The organism is Amycolatopsis albidoflavus, assembly GCF_039525725.1.
Classification (GTDB): domain Bacteria; phylum Actinomycetota; class Actinomycetes; order Mycobacteriales; family Pseudonocardiaceae; genus Amycolatopsis; species Amycolatopsis albidoflava.
Window position 1 is genome coordinate 705,643 of the sequence record NZ_BAAAHV010000012.1, and the last position, 21,212, is coordinate 726,854.

Annotated in this window: 14 protein-coding genes and 1 pseudogene; 6 read left to right on the plus strand and 9 right to left on the minus strand. The window is 70.3% G+C overall.

All coding sequences use genetic code 11. The features are described 5' to 3' along the window. Nucleotides 1-96: 96 nt before the first annotated feature. From ABD156_RS21535 to ABD156_RS21550, 4 genes and pseudogenes are all read right to left on the minus strand, one after another. Nucleotides 97-1,314 carry a cytochrome P450 gene (locus ABD156_RS21535; RefSeq protein WP_344276337.1) on the minus strand — a complete coding sequence of 406 codons (1,218 nt, stop codon included), beginning with the start codon at nt 1,312-1,314 and terminating at the stop codon, nt 97-99. Continuing rightward, nucleotides 1,311-7,061 (minus strand): annotated as a pseudogene (locus tag ABD156_RS21540) (SDR family NAD(P)-dependent oxidoreductase); the annotation flags it as partial. The gene ABD156_RS21535 and the pseudogene ABD156_RS21540, both read right to left, overlap by 4 nt. A 385-nt stretch (nt 7,062-7,446) precedes the next feature. Next, entirely contained in the window at nt 7,447-7,581 is a 135-nt protein-coding gene (locus ABD156_RS21545; protein WP_344276342.1) for a hypothetical protein, read from the minus strand. A 238-nt stretch (nt 7,582-7,819) separates the two neighbouring features. Then, nucleotides 7,820-9,121 carry a threonine/serine exporter family protein gene (locus ABD156_RS21550; RefSeq protein ID WP_344276345.1) on the minus strand — a complete coding sequence of 434 codons (1,302 nt, stop codon included), beginning with the start codon at nt 9,119-9,121 and terminating at the stop codon, nt 7,820-7,822. A 275-nt stretch (nt 9,122-9,396) separates the two neighbouring features. On the opposite strand from ABD156_RS21550, the gene ABD156_RS21555 reads away from it, so the two are divergent. Both ABD156_RS21555 and ABD156_RS21560 read left to right on the plus strand, forming a co-directional pair. After that, entirely contained in the window at nt 9,397-11,445 is a 2,049-nt protein-coding gene (locus tag ABD156_RS21555) for a P-loop NTPase family protein (protein ID WP_344276348.1), read from the plus strand. 26 nt (nt 11,446-11,471) lie between these two features. Next, entirely contained in the window at nt 11,472-13,103 is a 1,632-nt protein-coding gene (locus ABD156_RS21560; protein WP_344276351.1) for an ABC transporter substrate-binding protein, read from the plus strand. Here ABD156_RS21560 and ABD156_RS21565 read toward each other — a convergent pair. Further along, nucleotides 13,072-14,340: an NADH:flavin oxidoreductase/NADH oxidase family protein gene (locus ABD156_RS21565; protein ID WP_344276354.1), complete on the minus strand. Its 1,269-nt coding sequence runs from the start codon at nt 14,338-14,340 to the stop codon at nt 13,072-13,074. The genes ABD156_RS21560 and ABD156_RS21565 overlap by 32 nt on opposite strands. Before the next feature lie 63 nt (nt 14,341-14,403). On the opposite strand from ABD156_RS21565, the gene ABD156_RS21570 reads away from it, so the two are divergent. The 4 genes from ABD156_RS21570 (at nt 14,404) to ABD156_RS21585 (ending at nt 17,409) form a co-directional block, all read left to right on the plus strand. Then, nucleotides 14,404-14,985 (plus strand): TetR/AcrR family transcriptional regulator, encoded by a 582-nt coding sequence (locus ABD156_RS21570; RefSeq protein WP_344276357.1) that lies wholly within the window; start codon nt 14,404-14,406, stop codon nt 14,983-14,985. Between the two features lie 81 nt (nt 14,986-15,066). Further along, nucleotides 15,067-15,987, plus strand: a complete 921-nt coding sequence (locus tag ABD156_RS21575) for an acetoacetate decarboxylase family protein (RefSeq protein ID WP_344276360.1) — start codon at nt 15,067-15,069, stop codon at nt 15,985-15,987. Continuing rightward, nucleotides 15,984-16,688, plus strand: a complete 705-nt coding sequence (locus tag ABD156_RS21580) for a type 1 glutamine amidotransferase domain-containing protein (protein ID WP_344276363.1) — start codon at nt 15,984-15,986, stop codon at nt 16,686-16,688. Before ABD156_RS21575 ends, ABD156_RS21580 begins: the two co-directional genes overlap by 4 nt. A 130-nt stretch (nt 16,689-16,818) precedes the next feature. Next, nucleotides 16,819-17,409: a hypothetical protein gene (locus ABD156_RS21585; protein WP_344276366.1), complete on the plus strand. Its 591-nt coding sequence runs from the start codon at nt 16,819-16,821 to the stop codon at nt 17,407-17,409. On the opposite strand, the gene ABD156_RS21590 is transcribed toward ABD156_RS21585, so the two are convergent. The 4 genes from ABD156_RS21590 to ABD156_RS21605 all read right to left on the minus strand — a co-directional run bounded on the left by ABD156_RS21590 (nt 17,410) and on the right by ABD156_RS21605 (nt 20,988). Beyond that, nucleotides 17,410-18,822, minus strand: coding sequence for a TfuA-like protein (locus ABD156_RS21590; protein WP_344276369.1), 1,413 nt, complete (start codon nt 18,820-18,822; stop codon nt 17,410-17,412). It lies immediately after the preceding gene. A gap of 17 nt (nt 18,823-18,839) precedes the next feature. After that, entirely contained in the window at nt 18,840-20,009 is a 1,170-nt protein-coding gene (locus tag ABD156_RS21595; RefSeq protein WP_344276372.1) for a YcaO-like family protein, read from the minus strand. Nucleotides 20,010-20,070: 61 nt separating this feature from the next. After that, nucleotides 20,071-20,205, minus strand: a complete 135-nt coding sequence (locus ABD156_RS21600) for a hypothetical protein (RefSeq protein ID WP_344276375.1) — start codon at nt 20,203-20,205, stop codon at nt 20,071-20,073. A gap of 66 nt (nt 20,206-20,271) precedes the next feature. Continuing rightward, nucleotides 20,272-20,988 carry a class I SAM-dependent methyltransferase gene (locus ABD156_RS21605; protein ID WP_344276377.1) on the minus strand — a complete coding sequence of 239 codons (717 nt, stop codon included), beginning with the start codon at nt 20,986-20,988 and terminating at the stop codon, nt 20,272-20,274. Between the last annotated feature and the right edge of the window lie 224 nt (nt 20,989-21,212).

The following is a 21,212-nucleotide window of genomic DNA, read 5'->3' on the forward strand; positions in this document are numbered from 1 at the left end:
ACCGCCTGATCGGCCCAGCGCCGGGAAGGTCCGTGAGGGGAACCCTGAGGGACTCTGATTCCCTCAGGGTTCCCCTCACGGACCTTTGCTAGGGCGTTACTGCGCGGGCAACGCCTCGGTCCACGTCAGCTCCAGCCGCTCCGGCCCCCGCTGCCGCCGCGCGCTCAGCCACGGCACCTCGGCCGCGTCCACCGCCAGCGCCAGATCCGGGAACCGGGCCAGCAGGGTGCCCAGCGCGACCTGCAGTTCCAGTCGCGCCATCTGGGCACCGAGGCAGTGGTGCGGGCCGTGGCCGAAGCCGACGTGGTGGTTGCGCGGGCGGGCCAGGTTCAGGTCCTCCGGGCACTCGAACACCGTCGCGTCGCGGTTGGCGCCGTCGACGTCGGCGAACACCGCTTCGCCCTTGCGGATCAGCTGGCCGCCGATTTCGACGTCCTCGCTGGCGATGTGCGCAAAACTGGCGCTCGCGCTGAGCGGGACGAACCGCAGCAGTTCCTCGACCGCCGACGGCATCAGGCTGGGATCCGAGCGCAGGCGGGCCAGCTGGTCCGGGTTCGCCAGCAGGGTGTAGAGCAGGTTGGAGATGTGGTTCGCGGTCGTCTCGTGCCCGACGGCCAGGATTCCGCCGGACAGGTCGATCAGCTCGCCCTCGGTCAGCCGGCCCTCGTCGTCGCGGGCCCGCACCAGCGCGCCGATCAGGTCGTCGGTCGGGGTCTCCCGGCGTTCCGCGACCAGACCGGCGATGTAACCCCACAGTTCGCGCTGCGCGGTCATGATCGCGGTGTGGTCCGAGCCGTCGCCGCTGAGCATCAGCATGGTGTCGGTCCAGGTGTGCACCTTCTCGCGATCCTCCTGCGGCACCCCGAGAAGCTCGCACAGCGCGGTGATCGGCAGCGGGATCGAGAACGACGACACCAGATCGACCGGCGGACCCTGCTGGATCATCCGGTCGATCAGGCCGTCGGTGATTTCCTGGACGCGCGGACGCAGCGTTTCCACCCGTTTCGGGGTGAACGCGGCCGCGACAAGCCGGCGCAGCCGGGAATGCATCGGCGGGTCCATCGTGATGATCGAGCTTTCGCTCTCGATCGCCTCGGTCCCGCGCGGCGCGTCCTTCCCGACGGTCAGGCTGCGCATCAGCCTGCGGTCCACCAGCACCGCCCGCACGTCCTCGTACCGCGTCGCCAGCCAGGCCTCGCCGCCGTAGGGCAACCGCACCCGGCTCATCCCCGGCTGCTCGCGCATTTCCGCGTACCGGGCGTCGACCGCCAGCGCCGACGGTGCGAACGGGTACGGGCACACTTCAGTATTCACGACGAACTCCCAAGTCCGGCAACGGTTTCCACGATCGGTTCTGCTACGGAGCCCAGCCACGCCTCGACGGCCGACGCCGTGCTCTGCGCGTCCTCGGCGACGAGGCTGAAATGGTCCCCGGGCACGGTTTCCACGCGGTCGGCCCGCGACCAGGTCGTCTGCCACTCCGGCCCGGCCAGGTCGCCGAAGCTGCGGGCGGAACGCAGCAGCACCGTGGGGACCTGGAGGTCCGGCGGTCCCGCTGTGGCGAGAAGGTCGAGGTAGCGGCCCATGGCGGTCAGTTGCGCCCGGTCGAATCCGCCGTCGTCCTGGCGGGTCAGCACCTCCCCGGCCATCGCGTGGACGGCGTTCTCGCCCGGGCCGCCGATCTCGTAGGTGTCCAGCAGGCACAGACCCGCCGGAGCACGCCCGGTGCGGGCCAGTTCCGCGGCGACGGCTTCGGCCAGCAGCCCGCCGGACGAATACCCCAGCAACGCGAAGGGCTCGCCCTCGGCTGCTTCGCGGGCCTGATCGGCGAGAACCGCGACGACCGTGGCGAGGTCGGCCGGAAGCGGCTCGTCCGCGGTGAAGCCGGGCAGCGAGAGCACCGAGACGCGCCGGTCGTCGCGGAAGGGTGCGGCCAAGCGTCCATATTGGACAGCACCGGTCATCGCGGCGGGCGAGGGCACGCACAGCAGCACCGGACGTCGCGGCCCCTCAGCCAGCCGTACCGGCCGAGATCGCGTGGTCGGTTCGCGGAACGACGGGCGCAGGTTCGCCGCGGCGCCGAGCAGAGCGACGCCTTCCGGCACCCGGCCCGCCGCCACCGCCTCGGCGAACAGCCGCGCGACCGGATCCCCTGGCGCCGGAGCAGCGGCCTCTTTCGGGGTGTCCGAAAAGGACTCGTTCAGGAATTCCGCCAGGTCCGCGACGGTGGGATGGTCGAACACCAGGGTCGCGCCGAGGGTCAGGCCGGTCAGCTCGGCGAGCCGGTTCCGCACTTGGACCGCGGTGAGCGAGTCGAACCCGAGGTCCGGCAGGGCACGGCCGGGTTCGAGGGCCTCGCCGTGGCCGAGCACCGCCGCGACCTGCGTGCCGACCAGTTCCTCCAGCCGTTCCCTGCGTTCGGTCGGCGGAGTGCGGCGCAGCCTGCCCGCGGCCGAACCGCCGGTGCGCCGGGTCGTCCGCACGTGTCCGCGGAGCAGCGGAGGGACGTCGTCGCCGCGCCACGCGTCGAGCCGCAGCGGGGCCAGTACCGGCGCCGGGTCGGCGAGGGCCGCGTCGAAGAGAGCCAAGCCTGCTTCGGCGGTGAGGCCGCCAGTGCGTTCGCCGGAGTTCCACAGCCCCCAGGCCAGTGACTGCGCGGGCAAGCCGAGACTGCGGCGGTGCTGGGCGAGCGCGTCGAGGAACGCGTTCGCCGCCGCGTAATTCGCCTGGCCGGGCGCGCCGAGGAGGCCTGCCGCGGACGAGAACAGGACGAACCTCTCGACGTCCCCGGCCAGTTCGTGCAGGTTCCACGCGGCCGTGGCTTTGGCCTCGAACACCGCGTCGACCTGGTCCGCGGTCAGCGAGGTGAGCATCCCGTCGGCCAGCACTCCCGCCGCGTGCACGATCGCGGTGACCGGGTGTGCGGTCAGCAGCGCGGCGACGGCGGATCGGTCGGCGAGGTCGCAGACCGCCACCTCGGCCTCCGCACCGAGCGCGGCCAGTTCGGCGGTCAGGCCGTCCCCGCCCCGTCCGGTCCGGCTCGCCAGCACCAGCTTCCGGACGCCGTGGCGGCGCACCAGGTGTTCGGCCGCCAACCGGCCCAGCTGCCCGGTCCCGCCGGTGATCAGCACCGGGCCGGGTCCCCATTCCGCGCTCTCGGCGGGTTCGACAGCGACCAGGCGCGGGGTCAGAGTCCGATCGCCACGCACGACGACGGCCGGTTCGAGGGTGGTGGCGATCAAGTCGTCGGACGGCGGCGCGTCCGTGTCCAGGTGCACGATGCGGCCCGGATGCTCGTTCTGCGCGGAGCGGACCAATCCGGCGACCGCCGCCCCGGCCAGGTCCACCGGTTCGCCGGGCAGCCCCGCCGCGTGGCGAGTGCTCACCACGATCCGCCGGTCGCCGGCGAGCGCCGTGCGCAACGCGACGAGAATCCGGTGGACCTCGTGTTGTGCCGAGGCAGCGTCGGCTCCTGGAGATACCACCAAAGTCTGGACGTCGTCCGCTTTCCTGCGCGGAAGGACGCACTCGGTCCATTCCGGACGGAGCAACGTCCCGGAACGGGGAGCACGCCGTACGCCGGAGACCGGACGCAACGTCAGAGAGCCGATCGTGGCCACCGGATTGCCCGAGCGGTCCGAAAAGGACAACGAAACCGTCTTCTCCCCCAGCGGTTTCACGTGTACTCGAAGCTCAGAGCTGCCAGCCGACCACAAGTCCGCTTCGGACCACGAGTATGGCAGCAGCGTCCCCGCATCGGCAGCCATGCCGAGGCCGACAGCGTGCAGCGCCGAATCGGCAAGCCCCGGATGCAGGCCGAACTCGGCGGCGTCCAGCACCGCGGACTCCGGCAGGGCGACTTCGGCGAACACCTCGTCCCCGCGCCGCCAAGCGGTCTTCAGGCCCCGGAACAACGGCCCGTACTCGACGCCGCGTTCGGCGAGAAGCTCATACATCCCGTCGAGATCAATCTCCTCGGCCCCGGCAGGCGGCCAATCCGCGCCGGTCGCGGGCACCGGTCCAGCCGGAGCCAGCGCACCGTCGGCGTGCCGCACCCAAGGCGCGTCGCCGGTCTGCGCGTGAATGCTCAACGGCCGCACCCCGGCTTCATCTGCCCCGCCGACGCGGACCTGAACCCGAACCCCGTCGCCGTCGAGAACCAGCGGCGCGTGCACGGTCAGCTCGCGAACCCGCGTGGCCCCCGCCTCTTCACCGGCACGCAGGGCGAGTTCGAGGAAGCCAGTGCCCGGAAACAACACGGAGCCGCCGACAGCGTGTCCGTTCAGCCAAGGCTGCGCGGCGGTCGAAATACGGCCGTGCAGCAGGAATCCGTCACCCTCGGCGAGCGGGACCGCGGCTCCCAGCAGCGGGTGGCCCGCGGCTTCGAGCCCGGTCGCGGACAGGTCTCCCGTCTCGTCCGAAGCGGACAGCCAGTAGCGTTCCCGCTGGAACGGGTAGGTCGGCAAGTCCGCGAACCCCGCTGCGCGCGGCGCGAGAACCGCCGCCCAGTCCAGGGAGACGCCGTCGGCGTGCAGCGCCCCGATCGCCTCGGCGATGGCGACGTCCTCAGGAACATCGCGACGCAACGCGGCGACGGCCAGCGGCGCGTCCGGCAGCAGCGCGGTGAGCGGCCCGTCCGCGCCGAGTTCGAAAAACCGGGTGACGCTTTGGCTCTCCAACGTGCGGACCGCATCGCCGAACCGGACCGGGTTGCGGATGTTGCGCACCCAGTAGTCGGCGTCGAAGGATTCGATCGGCTCGCCGGTCACCGTGGAGACGATCGGCAGTTCCGGTGTGGCGCAGGTGACCCGCGCGGCGATCGCGCGGAACGGTTCGAGCACCGGGTCCATCAGCCGCGAATGGCAGGCCACCGAGAGCGCCAGCCGTTTGGTGCGCCGCCCCTCGGCGGAGAACCGGTCGACGACGGCCAGCACCGCCGCTTCCTCCCCGGCGATGACGACCGTTCGCGGACCGTTGACCGCAGCGACATCGACCGCTTCCCCGGCGAATTCCTCCGGATCAGCCTCAATCGCCGCCACCGCGCCGCGCGGCTGCGCCTGCATCAGCGTCGCCCGCGCGACGACCAGCTCCGCCGCGTCCGCGAGCGTCAGCACTCCCGCACAATGCGCGGCCGCCAGCTCGCCGCCGGAGTGTCCACAAAGGACGTCCGGGAGCAGTTGCCACGATTCGGCCAGCCGGAACAACGCGACCTCGATCGCGAACAATCCCGCTTGGCTGTACCGGAACTCGTCGAGCGGCCCGCCGATCGCCTCCCGCAGCGGACGGTCCAGATGCCGGTCGAGTTCCGCGCAAGCGGCGGCATAAGCGCTCGCGAACACCGGATACGCGGCGGCCAGTTCCTCGCCCATGCCCGTCCGCTGCGACCCGGCACCGGAGAACAGGAACGCCACCGGCCCCTCGCCGCGCACCACTTTGCTCTCACCGCGCGCCACTCCGGCAGCCGGATCAGCCAACCCAGCGAGCAGTTCTTCCCGATCGCGCGCGACGACTGTCGCGCGATGCTCCAAGTGCGTGCGCCCGGTCGCGAGCGTCCAGGCGACGTCCGCCGGACGGAGATCCGGCTCGTCGCGCAGCCGCTCGGCCAGCCGTTCCGCCTGCGCCCGCAGGGCCGCCGGATCGCGCCCGCTGAGCACGACCGGCACCGCTACCCCGTCGCTCGCCACGGGTTCGGCGGGTGCCGGAGCTTCCTCCACCACGACGTGAGCGTTCGTCCCGCTCAACCCGAAACTCGAGACCGCCCCGCGCCGCGGCCGAGACCCGCGCGGCCACGGCGTCGCCTCGGTCAGCAGTTCGACCGCACCGGCGGACCACTCGATCCGGCTGCTGGGCGCGTCCACGTGCAAGGTCTTCGGGAGCAGCTCGTGCCGCAACGCGAGGCCCAGTTTCAGCAGCCCGGCGACGCCGGACGCCGCCTGGGTGTGCCCGAGATTGGACTTCAACGACCCGAGCCGCAACGGATCCGCGCCGCCCCGGTCCGCGCCGTAAGTGGCCAGGAGCGCCTGTGCCTCAATGGGATCGCCGAGCGGCGTCGCCGTCCCGTGCGCCTCCACGACGTCGATCTGCGCCGCGGACAGCCGGGCCGACGCCAGCGCCTGCCGGATCACCCGGCGCTGCGCCGGACCGTTCGGCGCTGTAATGCCGTTCGACGCGCCGTCGGAGTTGACCGCGCTGCCGCGAAGCACCGCCAGGATCGGGCGACCGGACCGGCGCGCGTCGGAAAGCCGTTGCAGCACCAGCATTACACAGCCTTCGGACCACGCCGTTCCGTCCGCGGATTCGGCAAAGCTCCGGCAGCGCGCGCCGCGGGACAACGTGCCGTCCTTGCTGAACTCGACGAACGTGCGCGGCGTCGACATCACCGTCGCCCCGCCCGCGAGCGCGAGTTCGCACTCCCCCGCACGCAGCGCCTGCGCCGCGAGATGCACGGTGACCAGCGACGACGAACACGCGGTGTCCACCGTGATCGCCGGCCCCTGCAACCCGAACGTGTAGGCGACCCGGCCGGACACCATCCCGGACGCGGCGAAACTGCCCGGATAGTCGTGGTACATCACGCCGGTGAACACGCCGGTCCGGCTGCCGCCCAGCGAACGCGGCGGAATCCCGGCCCGCTCCAGCGATTCCCAGCCGGTTTCGAGCAGGAGCCGCAACTGCGGGTCCATCAGCAAGGCGTCGCGGGGGCTGATCCCGAAGAGCCCGGCGTCGAAGTCCCCCGCACCGGCCAGAAACCCGCCCTCCCGCACGGAAATCGACCCCGGCCGGACCCCTTTGGGATCGTAAAGCCGCTCGACGTCCCAGCCCCGGTCGTCCGGGAACCCGCCGATCGCGTCGCCGCCGTCGGAGAGAAGCCGCCACAACTGTTCCGGCGTCTCTACCCCGCCCGGCAGCCGGCAACCAGCACCGACGACCGCGACCGGTTCCGCTCCCGCTCCCGCAGCCGCGGACGCGCCGAGCAGCCGCCGGTTCTCGTCTTTGAGCCGATGATTCTCCTTCAGCGACGTACGCAATGCGGCGACCAGGTTGCGTTCAGACTCGCTCAACGGCCCCCCAGGGCTAGATGTGCGGCATGACCAGTCCGACATTACGCACCAACCGGATCACTGCCACCCCCTAGATAGTGGGCCGCCGCTCGCGCACCTGGCTGATCGGCGCGGGGATCTCCGTTTCCTCAGCCGGAATCTGGCCACCCCTTCCTTGGGGCGCCGAGATCGACCGGCTCGGGGCTGTGCTCGCCTGGCATCCGCGCCACCTGTCGGCTCGACGCCGCGGGCTGCAAGCCGAGCGCCACACCGACACCGATCGCCCCTGGCGACACGACCGCTTCCGCCACCTCCTTGCCGCAACCCATGGCCTCCCCGTACGCGCTCTCAGCAGATCAGTGGGAGGTCTCCTTTTCCTCAACCGAAATGCCGCCACCCCCTCCCCTCAAATACCGAGATCGACCCCTTCCCGGCGACGCTCCCCAGGCGACCACACCACCGACCGCCGCAGCGCCGCGAGCTGCAAGCCGAGCACCACGCCAACAGCGATCGCCCGCAACGGCACGGCCGCATCCGTCACGACCTCCCCACAACCCGTGGGCCGCCGCTGGCGCACCCCGCTGAACAGCGCGGGGATCTCCCTTTCCTCAGCCGAATTCTTGCCGTCCCGCACCCTCCGGTCCCACGATCGGTCGGCGCAACACCGCCATTTGCAACCCGGGCACCACGCCAACACCAAACGCCCCTCCTCTCAGCAGTCAATGCGCCGCTACATGCGCCCCGCCGATCTCCCTTCACCCAGCCGAATTCCCCTCCCCTCAAATACCGAGATCGACCCCTTCCTGGCGACGCTCCCCAGGCGACCTCGCCACCGGCCGTCGCTGCGTGGCGAGTTGCAAGCCGAGCACCACGCCGACACCGATCGCCGCGGTGGACACGATTGCCTCCGCTACCGCGTCCCAAGAACCCGGGACGCGGGCAAAGACCTGAGACAGGCTCAGATACATCGCCGGTCCCGGCAGCACGGCACCCGTGAGACCGGGGATCGTGACCACCGCGGTCGGCACCTGCAAGATCCGGGTGGCCGCACCGGCGAGGATGCCCAGCACCGTCGTGGCAAGGAAAATCGACACCGGAGCGGACAGGCCGAGCACCGATCGTCCCGTCCAGTTCACCAGTGACGTCACGAGTCCAGCCCCGCAGGCGAGCAGCCACCACCGCGCCGGGGTGCCCATCAGGATCGCGTTTCCCAGCGAACCGGCCAGCGCCGTCACCGGCACCAGGGCCAGCGGGAGCGCGGCCAGCGAAACGCGGCTGGCCTCGCCGAGGATGTCGAGGTCGTTCGCCACCGACACCACGACCATCACCCCGGTCGCGATCGCGCCGGTCAGCAGCAGCACCGTCACGATCCGCGCGGCGGCCATCAGATGGAAATCGCCGACCGCGTCCTCCACCAGCGACACCAACGACAGGATCGGCAGCAACAGCACGAGATTCGCCGCCGCGAGGCTCGCTGCTTCATGCCCGGTGAGCACACCGAGCGACAGCAACGAAATCGCGACGACCAGCACCGTGCTCGCCTTCGCCGCGACCTGGAAGAACTCCGCGATGCCGACCGTGCTCAGCACCCATCCCACGCGGTTGGCGAAGACGAACAACCCGGCCGACACCACCGCGGCCAGCACAGTCCCGTTCGCCTGCAGGCAAATCATCGCCGCGAGCAGGCACCCGCCGAGCAAACTCACGTACCACGGCCACGTCGGCCCGGCCTGAGCGAGGATTCCGGCGTCGCGCTCGGCCTCGGCGGGCGAAATCGTAGCGGCGCCCGCGCGGACCGCGAGCGCCTCCAGGTCTCCCATCCGGCCGATGTCGCGCGCGTCGTTCGCCTGCACGCTCCCGAACAAAACCAGCGGTTCCGCCTCGCCGCCGGGGCAGTATTGGAGGTGAATTGCCCGTACTCCCACCGAAATCCGCAGGTCCTCGACGCCGCCCGCGAGCGCCAGCCCGCGCACCGTGCGCACGATCACCGCCGTTTCGAGTCCCTGCCTGAACATCTGCATCGCCACGTCGAGCGCGAAGCTCAGCACCCTTCGCGCTTGTTCGCGCTCGTCCTTTGCCATGAACCGCACTTTAAGGAGCCGCCCAGACAAAAATGCGCCCGCGAACGCGCCGCTCCCGAGGCTTCGCCCGATCGTGGCACGCCGACGCCCACAGCCTTTGTTCCAGCCACCGGAACACCTCCGGACAGTCTCTTGCGCGTCCGGCCAGGATGGCCACACTTCTGAGTGAACCGCCGCGATACCTGTGACACGGCCCACATCTGAACCGATACACCGTCTGCCGTGCCTTCGCACCGCGAGCCGAACAGCGCGTCCGAGACCTGGGGGAACCTCCCGTGATCACTGCCGCAGAACTCTTTGTCCGGCAGGCATTCCGGCGACCAGCGGAGGGAACGACCGCACCGGAGCCCGTGGTCGCACTGCTCGGGCCGAAGGGCGCGGGCAAGAGCACCGCGCTGAAGGCGATCGCCAAAGCCTGCGGCGGCACGCTCGTGCACGCCCGGCTCGATTTCCGGGACGCCCGCGTCGCCGATCCGATTTCCGCCGTCGCCTGCGTTTCCTTCCTGCTGGCGCGGCACTGGGACAATCTGCCGCGCGACCCGACCTTCCACCGCGTCGGGCTTTCCTTGCTGGCACTGAACGAAACCCTGCCGCCGGACAGCGACGCCGCCCGCGAGTACGTGCTTCAGCTCGTCGGAAGCTACCTTCGCCAGGAGGACGACGAGCGGGTCGCGGACCTGGCCGGCGCGGCGGTCCAGTTCGCCCTGTCGCTGTCCGGGATCGGGGCGCAGGTGCCGGGACCCGCGGTCCGGCAAGCGGTCAGCAGCGGAATCGGCGCCCTGCTGCGTCTCGCGAACCGACGACGGCGAAGCGTGCGGCAGGCGCTGAGATGGTTCAGCGGATTGCTCGAGGGAACCGGCGCGATCGACTCGCTAATCGCGCTGAGCCAGCGCAGTTCGGATCCGCTCCCGCACGTGATGAACGCGTTCCTGACCGATTTGTCGCGCAGCGCCGACCAGTGGACGACGCCGGTACGGCGATGCCGCTGCCTGACCCCGCACGGACAGCACGGCCCGCACGAGCACGCCTGGGCCTTGTTGATCGACAACGTCGACGCCACGCCCGCCGGCCGCGCATTCCTCACTGCCTTCGTGAGCGCACGGCAGAATCGGTTGCCCAAGCGCGATCCGCTGCTGGTCGTCGCGGCGATGGACCGATGGTCGGCCGATTGGGGCCATTGGTGGCGGGAACCGTGGCGGACGAAAGCGGATCGCCCGGACAAGCGCCCGATCCCCCTGCTGTCCCAGGCCGATTTCAAGCAGTGGACCCAGCATCTGGCCGCCGGCCAAGCGGGCTCGGCCCGGGCCTGGTATCCCGTCTGGCTGGACCCGCCCGGCCCCGAAGTGCTTCGCGAACTCGCCCCGACCACTCCAGACGGCTGGGAACCGGCCGTCTTCGCCAAGTTCGTCGAGCGGCTCTCCGGCAGCCTGCCCGCCGCCGCGCAGGAGATCGGCCGCTGGGTCACCGAACTGCCGGCAGACACCGCGCTGCTCGCGCGCTCGTTGCTGTTCCAGCAGCACAACGGAACCACGCTGTGGGAACGCGCGCTGAAGTCCTACCTGCCGAGGCCGCTGCTGGCGGACGCACTGCACGTCGTCATTCCGCAGGCGGTCGCGGTGGCGGCCCAGCTCCGACAGCCCGGGCAGGGGGCCAGGTTGAGCCCCGTCGCCTTTCCCGGCGCCAACCAGATCCTGAGCGCACTGCGCGAAAATCTCTGGGTCAGCACCTTCGCCGCCCGCCCTTCGCGACTGTGGCCGGTCGCCGCCCCCGGGCAGGAGCATCCCGCGGTCCTGCATCCGTGGCTGCTCGCTTGCCTGATGGCGGGCCTGCACGCGCAGAGCGCCTCCGACCGGCACGCCGTGACGACGACGTGGGCCGACGTGTTCAGCGCGATGGCGGCCACGTGCGCCGGGCCGAGCGGCGACGCGGACCTGGCCCGGCGGTTGTACTACCACCTCGCCTGCGACAACTTCGAAAAGGCAGTCGGGGAGCTGGTGGGGCAGTTCGCCGAGCTCGAGCACCCGGACTGGGTCAGGCTCCTGGACCAGGTGACCGCCGCCCCGTGCCGGTGGCCCGCGCTCGAGCCGGTCGACGACATCGTCGCGCGGCTCGTGCCGGACGCGCGGCCGGGGCGGGAATCGGCCGAAGCCGCGATCAGCTGCATCGCGGCCCTGCTCTGGCTGTACCACGACGCGCACACCCTGCCGGACCCGGCGCGGGATCAGCGGATCCGCCAGAGCCTCCTGCGGCTGGCCGGCAACTATTCGGCCCGGGTGGACACGGACGCGCTCATCGACGCCGCCGAACGATTCGACAGCCGGTAAGCCGCCACTTCTGCGACAGGAGCGCGATGAGCACCATGAAAAGAATCCTGCGCTGGTTCACCGAGAAGTTTCCGAAGCTGGCCAACTGGGTGCTGCGCCGGCCGGTGCTGGCCACCGGCTTCGCCACCCTGACGGTGGTCGTCCTGGTCGCCGCGGGCTTCCTCGTGCCCCCGCTGTTCGCCCGATGCGGGGCAGGCATGTTCGCGGACGCGAGCGACGCGTGCGTCGGCATCAACCTGGACAGCTCGCAGTTCCGGAGGGACGAACCCGAGCACATGCGGGACCTGGAAAAGACGATCCGGGCCAACAACGAAGCCGTGACCGGCAACTACGTGTCGGTGGTGCTGTTCCAGGACATGTCGCCGAACGAGGGCGTCGACACCAGGCTCTACCCCGACCTGTATCCCGACATCGAGGGCGCGATCGCGGGCGTGTGGCGAGCCAACCACACCGCCGCGTTCCAGGGCAGCGTGCCGAAGGTGAAGCTGTTCCTGGCCAGCATGGGCAGCCAGTACGCGAGCTGGTCCGAGGCCGCGGACAAGATCTCCGAGCACGCGGCCGCCCAGCACGTGGTCGCGGTGCTCGGGCTCGGGCAGAGCCTGGACAACACCCGCGCGGCGGCGGCGAAACTGACCGGCCAGGCCCGTCTTCCGGTGATCGGCGCGACGGTCACCGGCGACACCATGAACCTGACTCCGGAGGGCAAGCTCAACACCGGTTTCTTCCGCACCTCGCCCACGAACACCCACTCCGTGGCGGCCGCCGCCCGCTACATCGCGAGCATCGAGCCGGATCCGTCGCGGGTCGCGATCGTGCAGGACAACATCCCCGGCGACGACTACACCCAGACGCTCGGCGCGATGGCCGTCAAGGAAATGCCCGCCGCGCACCGGTTCCCGTTCACGTCGCCGGGCGCACTGCCCGCCGACGTCTCGCGCAGCGACCCGCTGCTCACCCAATTCGCTTATCTGGACCAGAATCTCTGCTCGGTCGCGCCGACGGTCGTCTACTTCACCGGCCGCGGCACCGATCTCGGGCCGTTCGTGCAGTCCTGGACGCAGGGGAACACCCCGTGCGTGAACGGGAAACTGACGGTCGTCACCGGTGACGACGGCGGCTCCGCGATCAACGAGGCCAGCCTCCGCGACGCCGTCCGCGGCGGCCACGTCCGGGTGCTGTTCACCTCGCTGGCGAGCCCCGACGAATGGGGTCCGTGCAACGGCTCCGCGGAACAGGCCGCCTACAACACTTTCCAGGCGGTCTTCACCGGCAAACCCGGCGCCTGCGACGGCCAGCCGGTCCGCGCGGACGACGGCGCCGCCCCGCTGAGCTTCTCCGTCGCCGACCTGGGCAGCGGCGAAGGCATCCTCACCCACGACGCCGTGATGGTCGCCGTGACCGCCGCCCGCCGCGCCGCGAACGGCAACGCCGACACGGTCGTGCGCGCGCCCCTGTCGCAGATCGGGTTCATCGAGGAAATGCGCTGCCAGAACGCCGTCCACGGGGCGAGCGGCACCATCCAGTTCAGCCCGGATCAGGCACAGTACGGCAACCCGGTGGAGAAGCCGTTCCCGGTCGTGGAGATCAGGGCCGACGGGTCCACTGCGACGGTCTGGAACAAGGCGGTCACGTCTGCGGTGCCGAAACCGTCTTGCTGACGCCCCGGGCGTTCAGCCAGCCACGGTAGCGACGCAAGGCACCTTGCTGCAGAACGGTTTCCTTCACCAGCGCCAGCTTCGGATTCGTCCGCAACCGCGGCGCACGACCCGCGCCCAGCCGCCGCAGCTGGCGGCGCACCCGGGCCATCCCCGCCGCGGACGCCAGCGCTTTGTCCTTGATCGCCACCGGCTCGAGCTCCACAACGGCGTCCTCGCCGTGCAGCCACTTCTTCGGCAGGTCCGGATCCACCGCGAGCGCGGTCCCCATCCCAGCCAGGTCGATACCGCCCGCCAGCACCTGCTCGGCGACCGACCGCCGGACGATGCCGCCGGTCAGCATCAACGGCAGCGGGCTGGTCCGGGCGAGTTCTTCCGCCAGCGTCAAGAAGTACGCCTCCCTCGCCAACGTGCGCTCGTCGGCGGACCGGCCCGACATCGCCGGGCTTTCGTAGCTGCCGCCGGACAGTTCGACCACGTCGACGCCGAGCGGTGCCAGCATTTCGATGACCCGGCCAGCATCCGCGGCATCGAATCCGCCGCGCTGAAAATCGGCCGAGTTCAGCTTCACCGCGACAGTGAAATCCGACGACACCCCAGCACGCACGGCGCGCACGATGTCGAGCAGCAACCGCGCGCGGTTGGCCAAACTGCCGCCCCACTCGTCGGTGCGCGTGTTGACCAGCGGCGAAAGGAACTGCGACAGCAGATACCCGTGCGCGGCGTGGATCTCGACGCCGTCGAACCCGGCTTCCTCGGCACGGCGCGCGGTTTCGGCGAAGCGCGCGACCGTCTGTCCAATGTGGTCAGACGTCATCGCGGCCGGCCGAGCGAACCGCTTGCTCTGCTTGCCGAGGTCCACTTTGACCTCCGACGGGCCCCACGCGACGCCGGGCAGGTTCGCCAGCACCTGGCGGCCGGGGTGGTTGATCTGCATCCACACGCGCGCGCCGCCGCTCTTGGCCGCGTCCGCCCAGGCGCGGAACGGCTCCAGCGGCGACCGCTCGTCCAGGACGATGCCAGCCGGCCCGGTCATCGCTTCGGCGTGCACCATCACGTTGCCGGTGACGAGCAGCCCGGCGCCGCCCGCGCTCCAGCGGCGGTACAGGCGGCGGATCGGCTCGCCGGGCACCTGCCCGGGGCCGGCCATGTTCTCCTCCATGGCCGCTTTGACGAGCCGGTTGGCCAGCGCCGGCCCGTGGGCGGGCGCGAACGGCGCGAACAGGGGCGAGGCAGTCATGATTCCTTCGATCCGTGCGGTATGTTTGCAGTGCTCACATGAGAGTAGGAGGCGATGTAAGCGGTGTCAACTTCCACGAAGGACGGCTACCACCACGGCGATCTGCGGGCAACCCTGCTGACGACCGCGATGGAGATGCTCGAACAGGGCGAGCAGTTCTCCCTGCGGGCCGTCGCACGGAAAGCAGGCGTCTCGCCGACCGCCCCCTACCGGCACTTCGCCGACCGCGACGCCCTGGAGTCCGCCCTGGCCGCCCAAGGCCTGCGCGACCTGAACGAAGACCTGATCCAGGGCGACGCGATGCCGGCCACAGTCGCCGAACTGGCCGAACTGGGCGTCGCGTATGTCGACTTCGCCCTGCGCCGCCCGGCGTTGTTCCGGCTCATGTTCGGCAACGCCTGCGACGACACGAACGACGACCGCGTCCAGGCCGCCGCCGCGGTGCACGAAACGCTCGCGCGCGCCGTCGCCGCCGTGTTCCCCGAAGCCGACCTGGCCGCCATCACCATCGCGGGCTGGGGAATGGTGCACGGGCTGGCCAGCCTGCACCTCGACGGCAAGCTCGCCAGCGACTCCCCCGACGACGTCGCCAAGCAGGTCCGCTCGTCCTTCGCCGCGGTGTTCGCCGCCCGGGCGGGTGAGTGACGACCCCGGTGTTGACAGTGCTCACATCGAGGCTTACCGTCATGTAAGCACTGCACACATGACGCGACGGGAGCGACCCTGATGGCATCGACCGGAACCGTGGACGTCGACCTGGGCGGTCGCCTCGTCACCGTGCCCGAGGGCGGCCTGTTCGACCGCTACCGGATGGACACCGACCTCGACGAGGTGGCCCGCGACTCCCGTGTCAGCGGCGTCGAGTTCTTCCGCGGCCTGCCGAAGACGAGGGCCGAATCGCCGATCGGCCCCACCCTGACGCCGAACTTCTACTACCGGATGTCCTCCGCCCGCCTCACCATGCTCGCCCGTTCCCGCGCGATCCGCGCCCGGCTGCCGGAGGAACTGGCCCCGCTGGAGGTCGCGCCCGGCCTGGGCCTGGTATCGGTGATGTTCTTCCGCTACGACGTGTGCGACATCGACTTCTACACCGAGGCCGCGGTCGGCGTCGCGGTCCGGCCCGCGCGGCACGGCAAGCTCGGGTTCGTCGACCTGCTCGCCGCACTGAAAAACGACCACCTCGACACGTTCGTCCTGTCGCTGCCGGTCAACACCGCCATCGCGCAGGTCCGCGGCCACGACGGCTACGGCTTCCCGAAGTGGGTCACCGAACTGGACGTCGACATCGACGCCGACCGCACCACCGCACGCGTCGCCAACGACGACGGCGGCACGGATCTGACGCTGTCCGCGCCCACCCCCGCGCAGACCAGGCACCCCAGCGGCGAACGCGTTTCGACCCTCACCTCGTACACGACGATCAACGGCGCCTGGCACTCGACGTTCAGCCAGACCAACGCCCTGTCGTCCGGCAGCGCGTCTTTCCCGCGCACCGTCGACCTACGCCTCGGCCAGGGCCGGATGAGCGACGACCTGCGCTCGCTCAAGCCGACTCGCCCGGTCCGGTTCGACGTGCTCGCCGAGGGGCAGCTCGCGCTCCACCTGCCGGTCCCGTACTCGGTTCCCCAGCAAGGAGTTTCGCGATGACCAAGGTTCTGCAGGTGCTGTCCGCCGCCCGGGTCTGGACGCTGAAAGACGGCGCCGAGCACCCGACCGGATTCTGGGCCGAGGAGTTCGTCGTCCCCTACACGCTGTTCACCGAAGCGGGCTGGGACGTCACCGTCGCCACCCCCGGCGGCAAGCAGCCCGTGGTCGACAACCTCAGCCTCGGCGTCAAAGGCGGCGTTCTTCCGCGCACCGCCAAGAAACTCAAGGCCGAACTCGACCGCCTCTCCCCCGTGCTGGCCCAGCCCGCTGATCTGTCCGAAGTGGACCCGGACGAGTTCGGCGTCGTCTTCTACTCCGGCGGCCACGGTCCGATGGAAGACCTCGCCGTCGACCCGGTTTCCGGTGCGTTGCTGACCAAACGGCTCTCGTCGGCCCGGCCGCTCGCGCTGCTGTGCCACGCGCCCGCCGCCGCGCTGGCCGCGAAGAACCCGGACGGGACGTGGCCGTTCGCCGGGTACCGGATGACCGGGCTTTCCAACGTCGAGGAACGGTTCAACCCGTTCGCGTGGAAAGCCAAATGGCTGCTGGAAGACCGGTTGAAGGAGGCAGGCGCGGACTACACCGCCGGACTTCCGCTGAAGTCTCACGTCGTTGTCGACCGCGGCCTCTACACCGGCCAGAACCCCGGTTCCTCGGCCGCGCTCGCGCGCCGGATCATCGCCGACGTCTCCGGCGCATAGCGCAAATGACGCCACGCCTTACGCTCATAGGCTGATTGTGCTCACCCGTCCCCGCGCGCAACGATACCCGGACCGCTTCGCGAGGCGCACCACAAAGCGATAATTCCGGACAGAGACGGACGGATTTCCGATGAGAAAATCACGGTTCAGATCGCTGTTGGCCGCGGCGGGCGGCGCATTGCTCGCATTCCTGCTCATTTCCCCCGCCGCATCCGCCGCCCCCGCGGCACCTGCCAAGACCGCCTCGCCCGCGACCGTCGGCGACCTCGGCGGCATGCTGCTCCGCGAGTTCTGCCAAGCGAACGGGTTCGCGGACGTCACGCGGCGCGCCGACGTCTGGTTCTGCATCGGGAACCACAAAATCGACACGGCGGTGCCGCTGACAGCCGCCTGCCGGTGGCAATTCTCCGACCTCGTGCGGGCCGGATTCACCGTGACCAACAACGGCGGCCGGTGCTGGGCCAATCCGTCCGCGTACGCCGACGTCGGCGGAATCGCGGTCAACCAATACTGCAACTCCCTCGGCTATTCCGACGCGAGCGTCGGCGACAATGTCGCGTCCTGGCGGTGCGTCGGGCACGGAACGTCGGTCCCCATCGACTTCCACGCCGCCTGCCGCTGGCAGAATCCGGCCTGGGTCGCCAAAGGGTTCAGTCTGGTGTCCTATTTCAACAATTACGGAGACCGCTTCGGGATCCGGTGCCTCGCCCTGTCGCGCTAGCTAGACCTCCGCGCGGAGCCGGCTCGCCGCCGGGGCCTCAGCCGCCTCGACGGCGAGCCGGACCAGGTCCGGGTTGTACCGCGCGAGCAGATAGAACGCCCGGCCCGCCATCACCAGGCTGTCCAGCGACTCCAGCCCGCGGTCCATCGCCGCCAGTTCCAGCTCCGCCCTGGCGACTCCCCACCGCCCGGCGAACAGGTCGAGGATCTTCTCGTGCGCCAGGTCGTTGACGTCCCGGTCCTGTCCCTCGGCGAACACCCGGTCGTTGACCTCCCACGCCAGCCGCACGAGCCGCCGCGCGTCCTCCCACGACGGCTTCTCGCGCAGTTCCCGAAGCGGCAGTTCCTCCCACGTCAGACCCGGATTCACCCGGAAACTGCGCACGAGGAACGTGCGGAGCCGCTCCGCCGGGGCGAGGGTTTCCTGCTCCGCCGGGGTCAGCCATTGCGCCGCGAGAAACCCCAGCCGCCCCGGCTCGGCGGGAAGCCGGTACAGGCCCCGGTGTTCGCCGTGCCGCAATGCGACCTCGGCGTCGTCAGCCCCTGGCTCCGTGCCGCATTCGTCGGCGCACTTCGCCGCCAGCGCACGGAAAATCACCTTTCGGTGAAACTCCGGATAGTCGGCGGCGAACAGCTGACAGGCCCGCAGCGCGCCGAGGTCGCCCTGGTGCGGCGAGTCCCCGATCTCCAGCCCCAGCGCCGCCGTTTGCCACAGATAAAGAAAGGAAGTCCGGTTCACCGCCGGCGGGTCGAGCCGGGTCGGCCGTTCTCGCCGCAACGCGTCCACCAGCAGGATCGCGTCCGAACGCTTGGGGTCCAGCCGATGCGCGACGCAGTACCGGCCGATCTCCCGGGCGAGCTTCGGGTCGATTCCCGCTTCCCGGCCGGCCGCCGCGAGTCCGCCGTAGGACCGTCGGCCGAAGGGCCAGCAGGCCAGGACAGCGACCAGCCGGGCGACGGTCTCGCTGTCGCACACCCCGGCCGCCACCGCTTGGGAGAAGGTCGCGCGCATGCATACCAAGGGCTCCGAGAGCGGCCGGTAGTTCTCTTCCCGCGTGCTGTGCAGCAGGGTCACCTCGTCGTCCGCTTCAAGCCTGCCGTCGCGGTAGTCCGCGTAGATCCGGCCGATGCCCTCCATGCCGAAGACGTCCAGTTCGGCGGCCCGGAGCGCGCCCATGCTGGCCGCGCCGAGCACCCGCACCCCTTCGCTCAGCAGCGCCAGGATTTCCTTGTGCCGCACCGTGCCGACCTGGTGGAAGTAGCCGTCGACGATGCCGACCGCGTCCCCGGCGGCCAGCGACAGCCGGGGCAGATCGCCCGCGGCCACCGGCGGCAGCACCTCGAGGTCCGAGCCCCGCGCCAGCTCGGCGGCGTCCGGCAGGCTCGGACCGGCGAAAAGAATACGACGGGGCATGGGGCGTCCGTTCTGGGTCAATGGTGTTGGAAGGAGGTTCCCGGGCAGACGACGTGCGCCACCGGGACCGCGAGGTCCGGCTGGGTCAGGTCGACGTACAGCGGGGCGTGCCCGGTCACCCGCTCGACTCGCGCGGCGACGTCCCGCACTTCACCGGCCAAGGTGGCCAGCGGAGCGGATTCGATGTCGGCGAACGGAATCGCCGGGCCGTCCTGCGCGGTGAAGGGCGGCGAATCCGACGAACGCCGGACACCGAAGACGCGCGCCTCCCGGTACGGCGCCTTGCCGATGTCGTCGCGCGCCCCGGCGATCGCTGTCGCGCGGGACTGCGCGGCTTCGGTGAGCGCGCGCGACAACGCGACCGCCGCGTCCAGATGAGCGCCGGAACCGGTGAAGGTCGCGGGGAACGCGTCGCTCCAGATGAGGACGTCGAAAGCGGGGATGCCGAACGGATTCGGCAGGAAGCTCATCTGGACGTGCACCTTCGCCGCCCGGTATTTCTCCAGCAGCACCGCCAGCCCGGCGTTGTCGACGGTTTCCGGGTGGACCAGCAACGACTGTTCCCCGGCGGCCCGGCGCGCCATCGAGTCGCGTTCGACCACCTCGTACATCCCGTGCAGCAACGCTTCGTCCAGGGTGTTCCCGCTGGCCAGGCCGTTGCTGCTGATCCGGAACAGCGGCGGGAGCCAGCGCTCGTCGAACCGGAAGTCGAGCGTGATCAGCTCGACCGGCACCAGCGACGTGCCGCCGCCCTCGACCCGCCGCGCCGTCCGCCAAGCCAAGCGCGTGTCCGGATTGAGGTAATGCCGGGCGGCGAGGGCGAGTTCGTCGACGCGGTATCCGATGAACCGTTCCGCCTCGCCGACCGCGGCCGTCTCGCTCGGGAATGCCAGCGGATGTTCCGCGTGCCAGAGCTCGACGCCCTCCATCACTCCGGACACCCGGGCGAGCGCGGCGCTCACACCCTTGCCCTGGGAAACCGAGAGGGTCAGCGCGTTCGGCCGCATCGCTTGAAACACCGGGATCCCGATTTCGTCGAGCCAGGTGACGTCGGCGACCCTGGTGATGCCGAGCCGCGGCAGTTTCGGCTTGATCCACTCCCACGTCTCCTCCGGCCGCCGGCTCCGGTGCGTTCCGTCGAACACCACCTTGGCCGGGCCCGGGTCCGCGGCCGCCTGCTGGGTCATCCTCGCCTCGTTTCTTCCGCGCCGATCGGGCTGGCGGCGCGCACCGCCAGCCCGACCCCGGTCAGCAGCCGCAGAGTTCGCTGCTCTCGGCCACGCCCTCGGCGAACGGGGACTGGAAGGTCGAGATCTTTTCCGAGCGGACGCCCGCTAGGTCGGCTTCCAGTTCGGCGGCCGTGGGCAGCACGATTTCGTTCATGCGGGAACTTCCTTTCATTCTGCTTTTCCCTGAGGACCAGGGAAATTCGGGGGCGCAGGCCTGTGGTCAGGCGGAAACGGCCCGTTCGAGCAGCGCCGCGTAGGCGATCCCGCCCTGCCATTCCTTGCGGGCGGTGATCCGCAGCCCCGCTTCGGAGCACGCCTTTTCCAGCGCGTCGGGATCGACGAACAGCCACGGGAACCACGGGCCTGCCTCGCCCTCGAGCCACAGCCGCATCCGGATGTCTCCGCGGTATCCGCCGTCCGGGAGTTCGCGGGTGTTGAATGTTCCGGGCGGAAGTTTGCGCCAATCCGTACTGGTGAACACAATGCGGCCGGTTTCGTTCAGCCACGAGGACAAGCGAAGCAGGAATTCCGGCAGCGCGGCGAGCCTTGCCGCCATTCCGCCATTTCCGCCGACCGCGAGCACCGTGTCCACGGGTCGCGGCGGCGTGTAGGAGAAAACATCCGCCCGCACACAGGAAACACCCGCGTCCTTCGCCATCGCCACCGCGGCCGGGATCAGCTCGATCCCGTGCCCGGCTACCCCGCGAGCGGCGAGAATCTCCAGGTCACGGCCGGTCGCGCAGCCGATGTCGAGGACGTAGCCGTCCCGCACCCAGTCGAGCACGTCGGAGCCGACCGGCGGCTCGGCTCCGGGTTCCCGCTTCCACCATTCCAGCGGCTGCGGGGCGACCGGCAGCTTGCTGTCGCCGATTTCGACCGTAAAGGATCCCGGCCGGATTTCGCGTTGCAAAGCCTGTTCGAAGAAAGTGACATCCACGCCTGACACTCCCAGCACCATTGCCGAAATGCGGATGACGCCGGACCGGGCAACGAATTACCCGGCTCGACCGAGACCTCAGCATCCGGCGGGCAGCCGCCGGAGGCAGAACTCCAGAGTCGCAGCGCCCGCGACGCACCGTCAAAGGTCGTTACCCGAAGAAACTGGCACGCCTGCCCGATCGACTCTCGGCGGAAAACCGGTCGCAGCGCGAATTAGCCCAG

Excerpts from the sequence above, each read along its gene's own strand:
- ABD156_RS21595 (WP_344276372.1), bottom strand. The coding sequence starts at position 20,009 with ATGACCCAGCAGGCGGCCGCGGACCCGGGCCCGGCCAAGGTGGTGTTC.
- ABD156_RS21600 (WP_344276375.1), bottom strand. The coding sequence starts at position 20,205 with ATGAACGAAATCGTGCTGCCCACGGCCGCCGAACTGGAAGCCGACCTA.
- ABD156_RS21585 (WP_344276366.1), top strand. The coding sequence starts at position 16,819 with ATGAGAAAATCACGGTTCAGATCGCTGTTGGCCGCGGCGGGCGGCGCA.
- ABD156_RS21565 (WP_344276354.1), bottom strand. The coding sequence starts at position 14,340 with ATGACTGCCTCGCCCCTGTTCGCGCCGTTCGCGCCCGCCCACGGGCCG.
- ABD156_RS21560 (WP_344276351.1), top strand. The coding sequence starts at position 11,472 with ATGAGCACCATGAAAAGAATCCTGCGCTGGTTCACCGAGAAGTTTCCG.
- ABD156_RS21590 (WP_344276369.1), bottom strand. The coding sequence starts at position 18,822 with ATGCCCCGTCGTATTCTTTTCGCCGGTCCGAGCCTGCCGGACGCCGCC.
- ABD156_RS21550 (WP_344276345.1), bottom strand. The coding sequence starts at position 9,121 with ATGGCAAAGGACGAGCGCGAACAAGCGCGAAGGGTGCTGAGCTTCGCG.
- ABD156_RS21575 (WP_344276360.1), top strand. The coding sequence starts at position 15,067 with ATGGCATCGACCGGAACCGTGGACGTCGACCTGGGCGGTCGCCTCGTC.
- ABD156_RS21580 (WP_344276363.1), top strand. The coding sequence starts at position 15,984 with ATGACCAAGGTTCTGCAGGTGCTGTCCGCCGCCCGGGTCTGGACGCTG.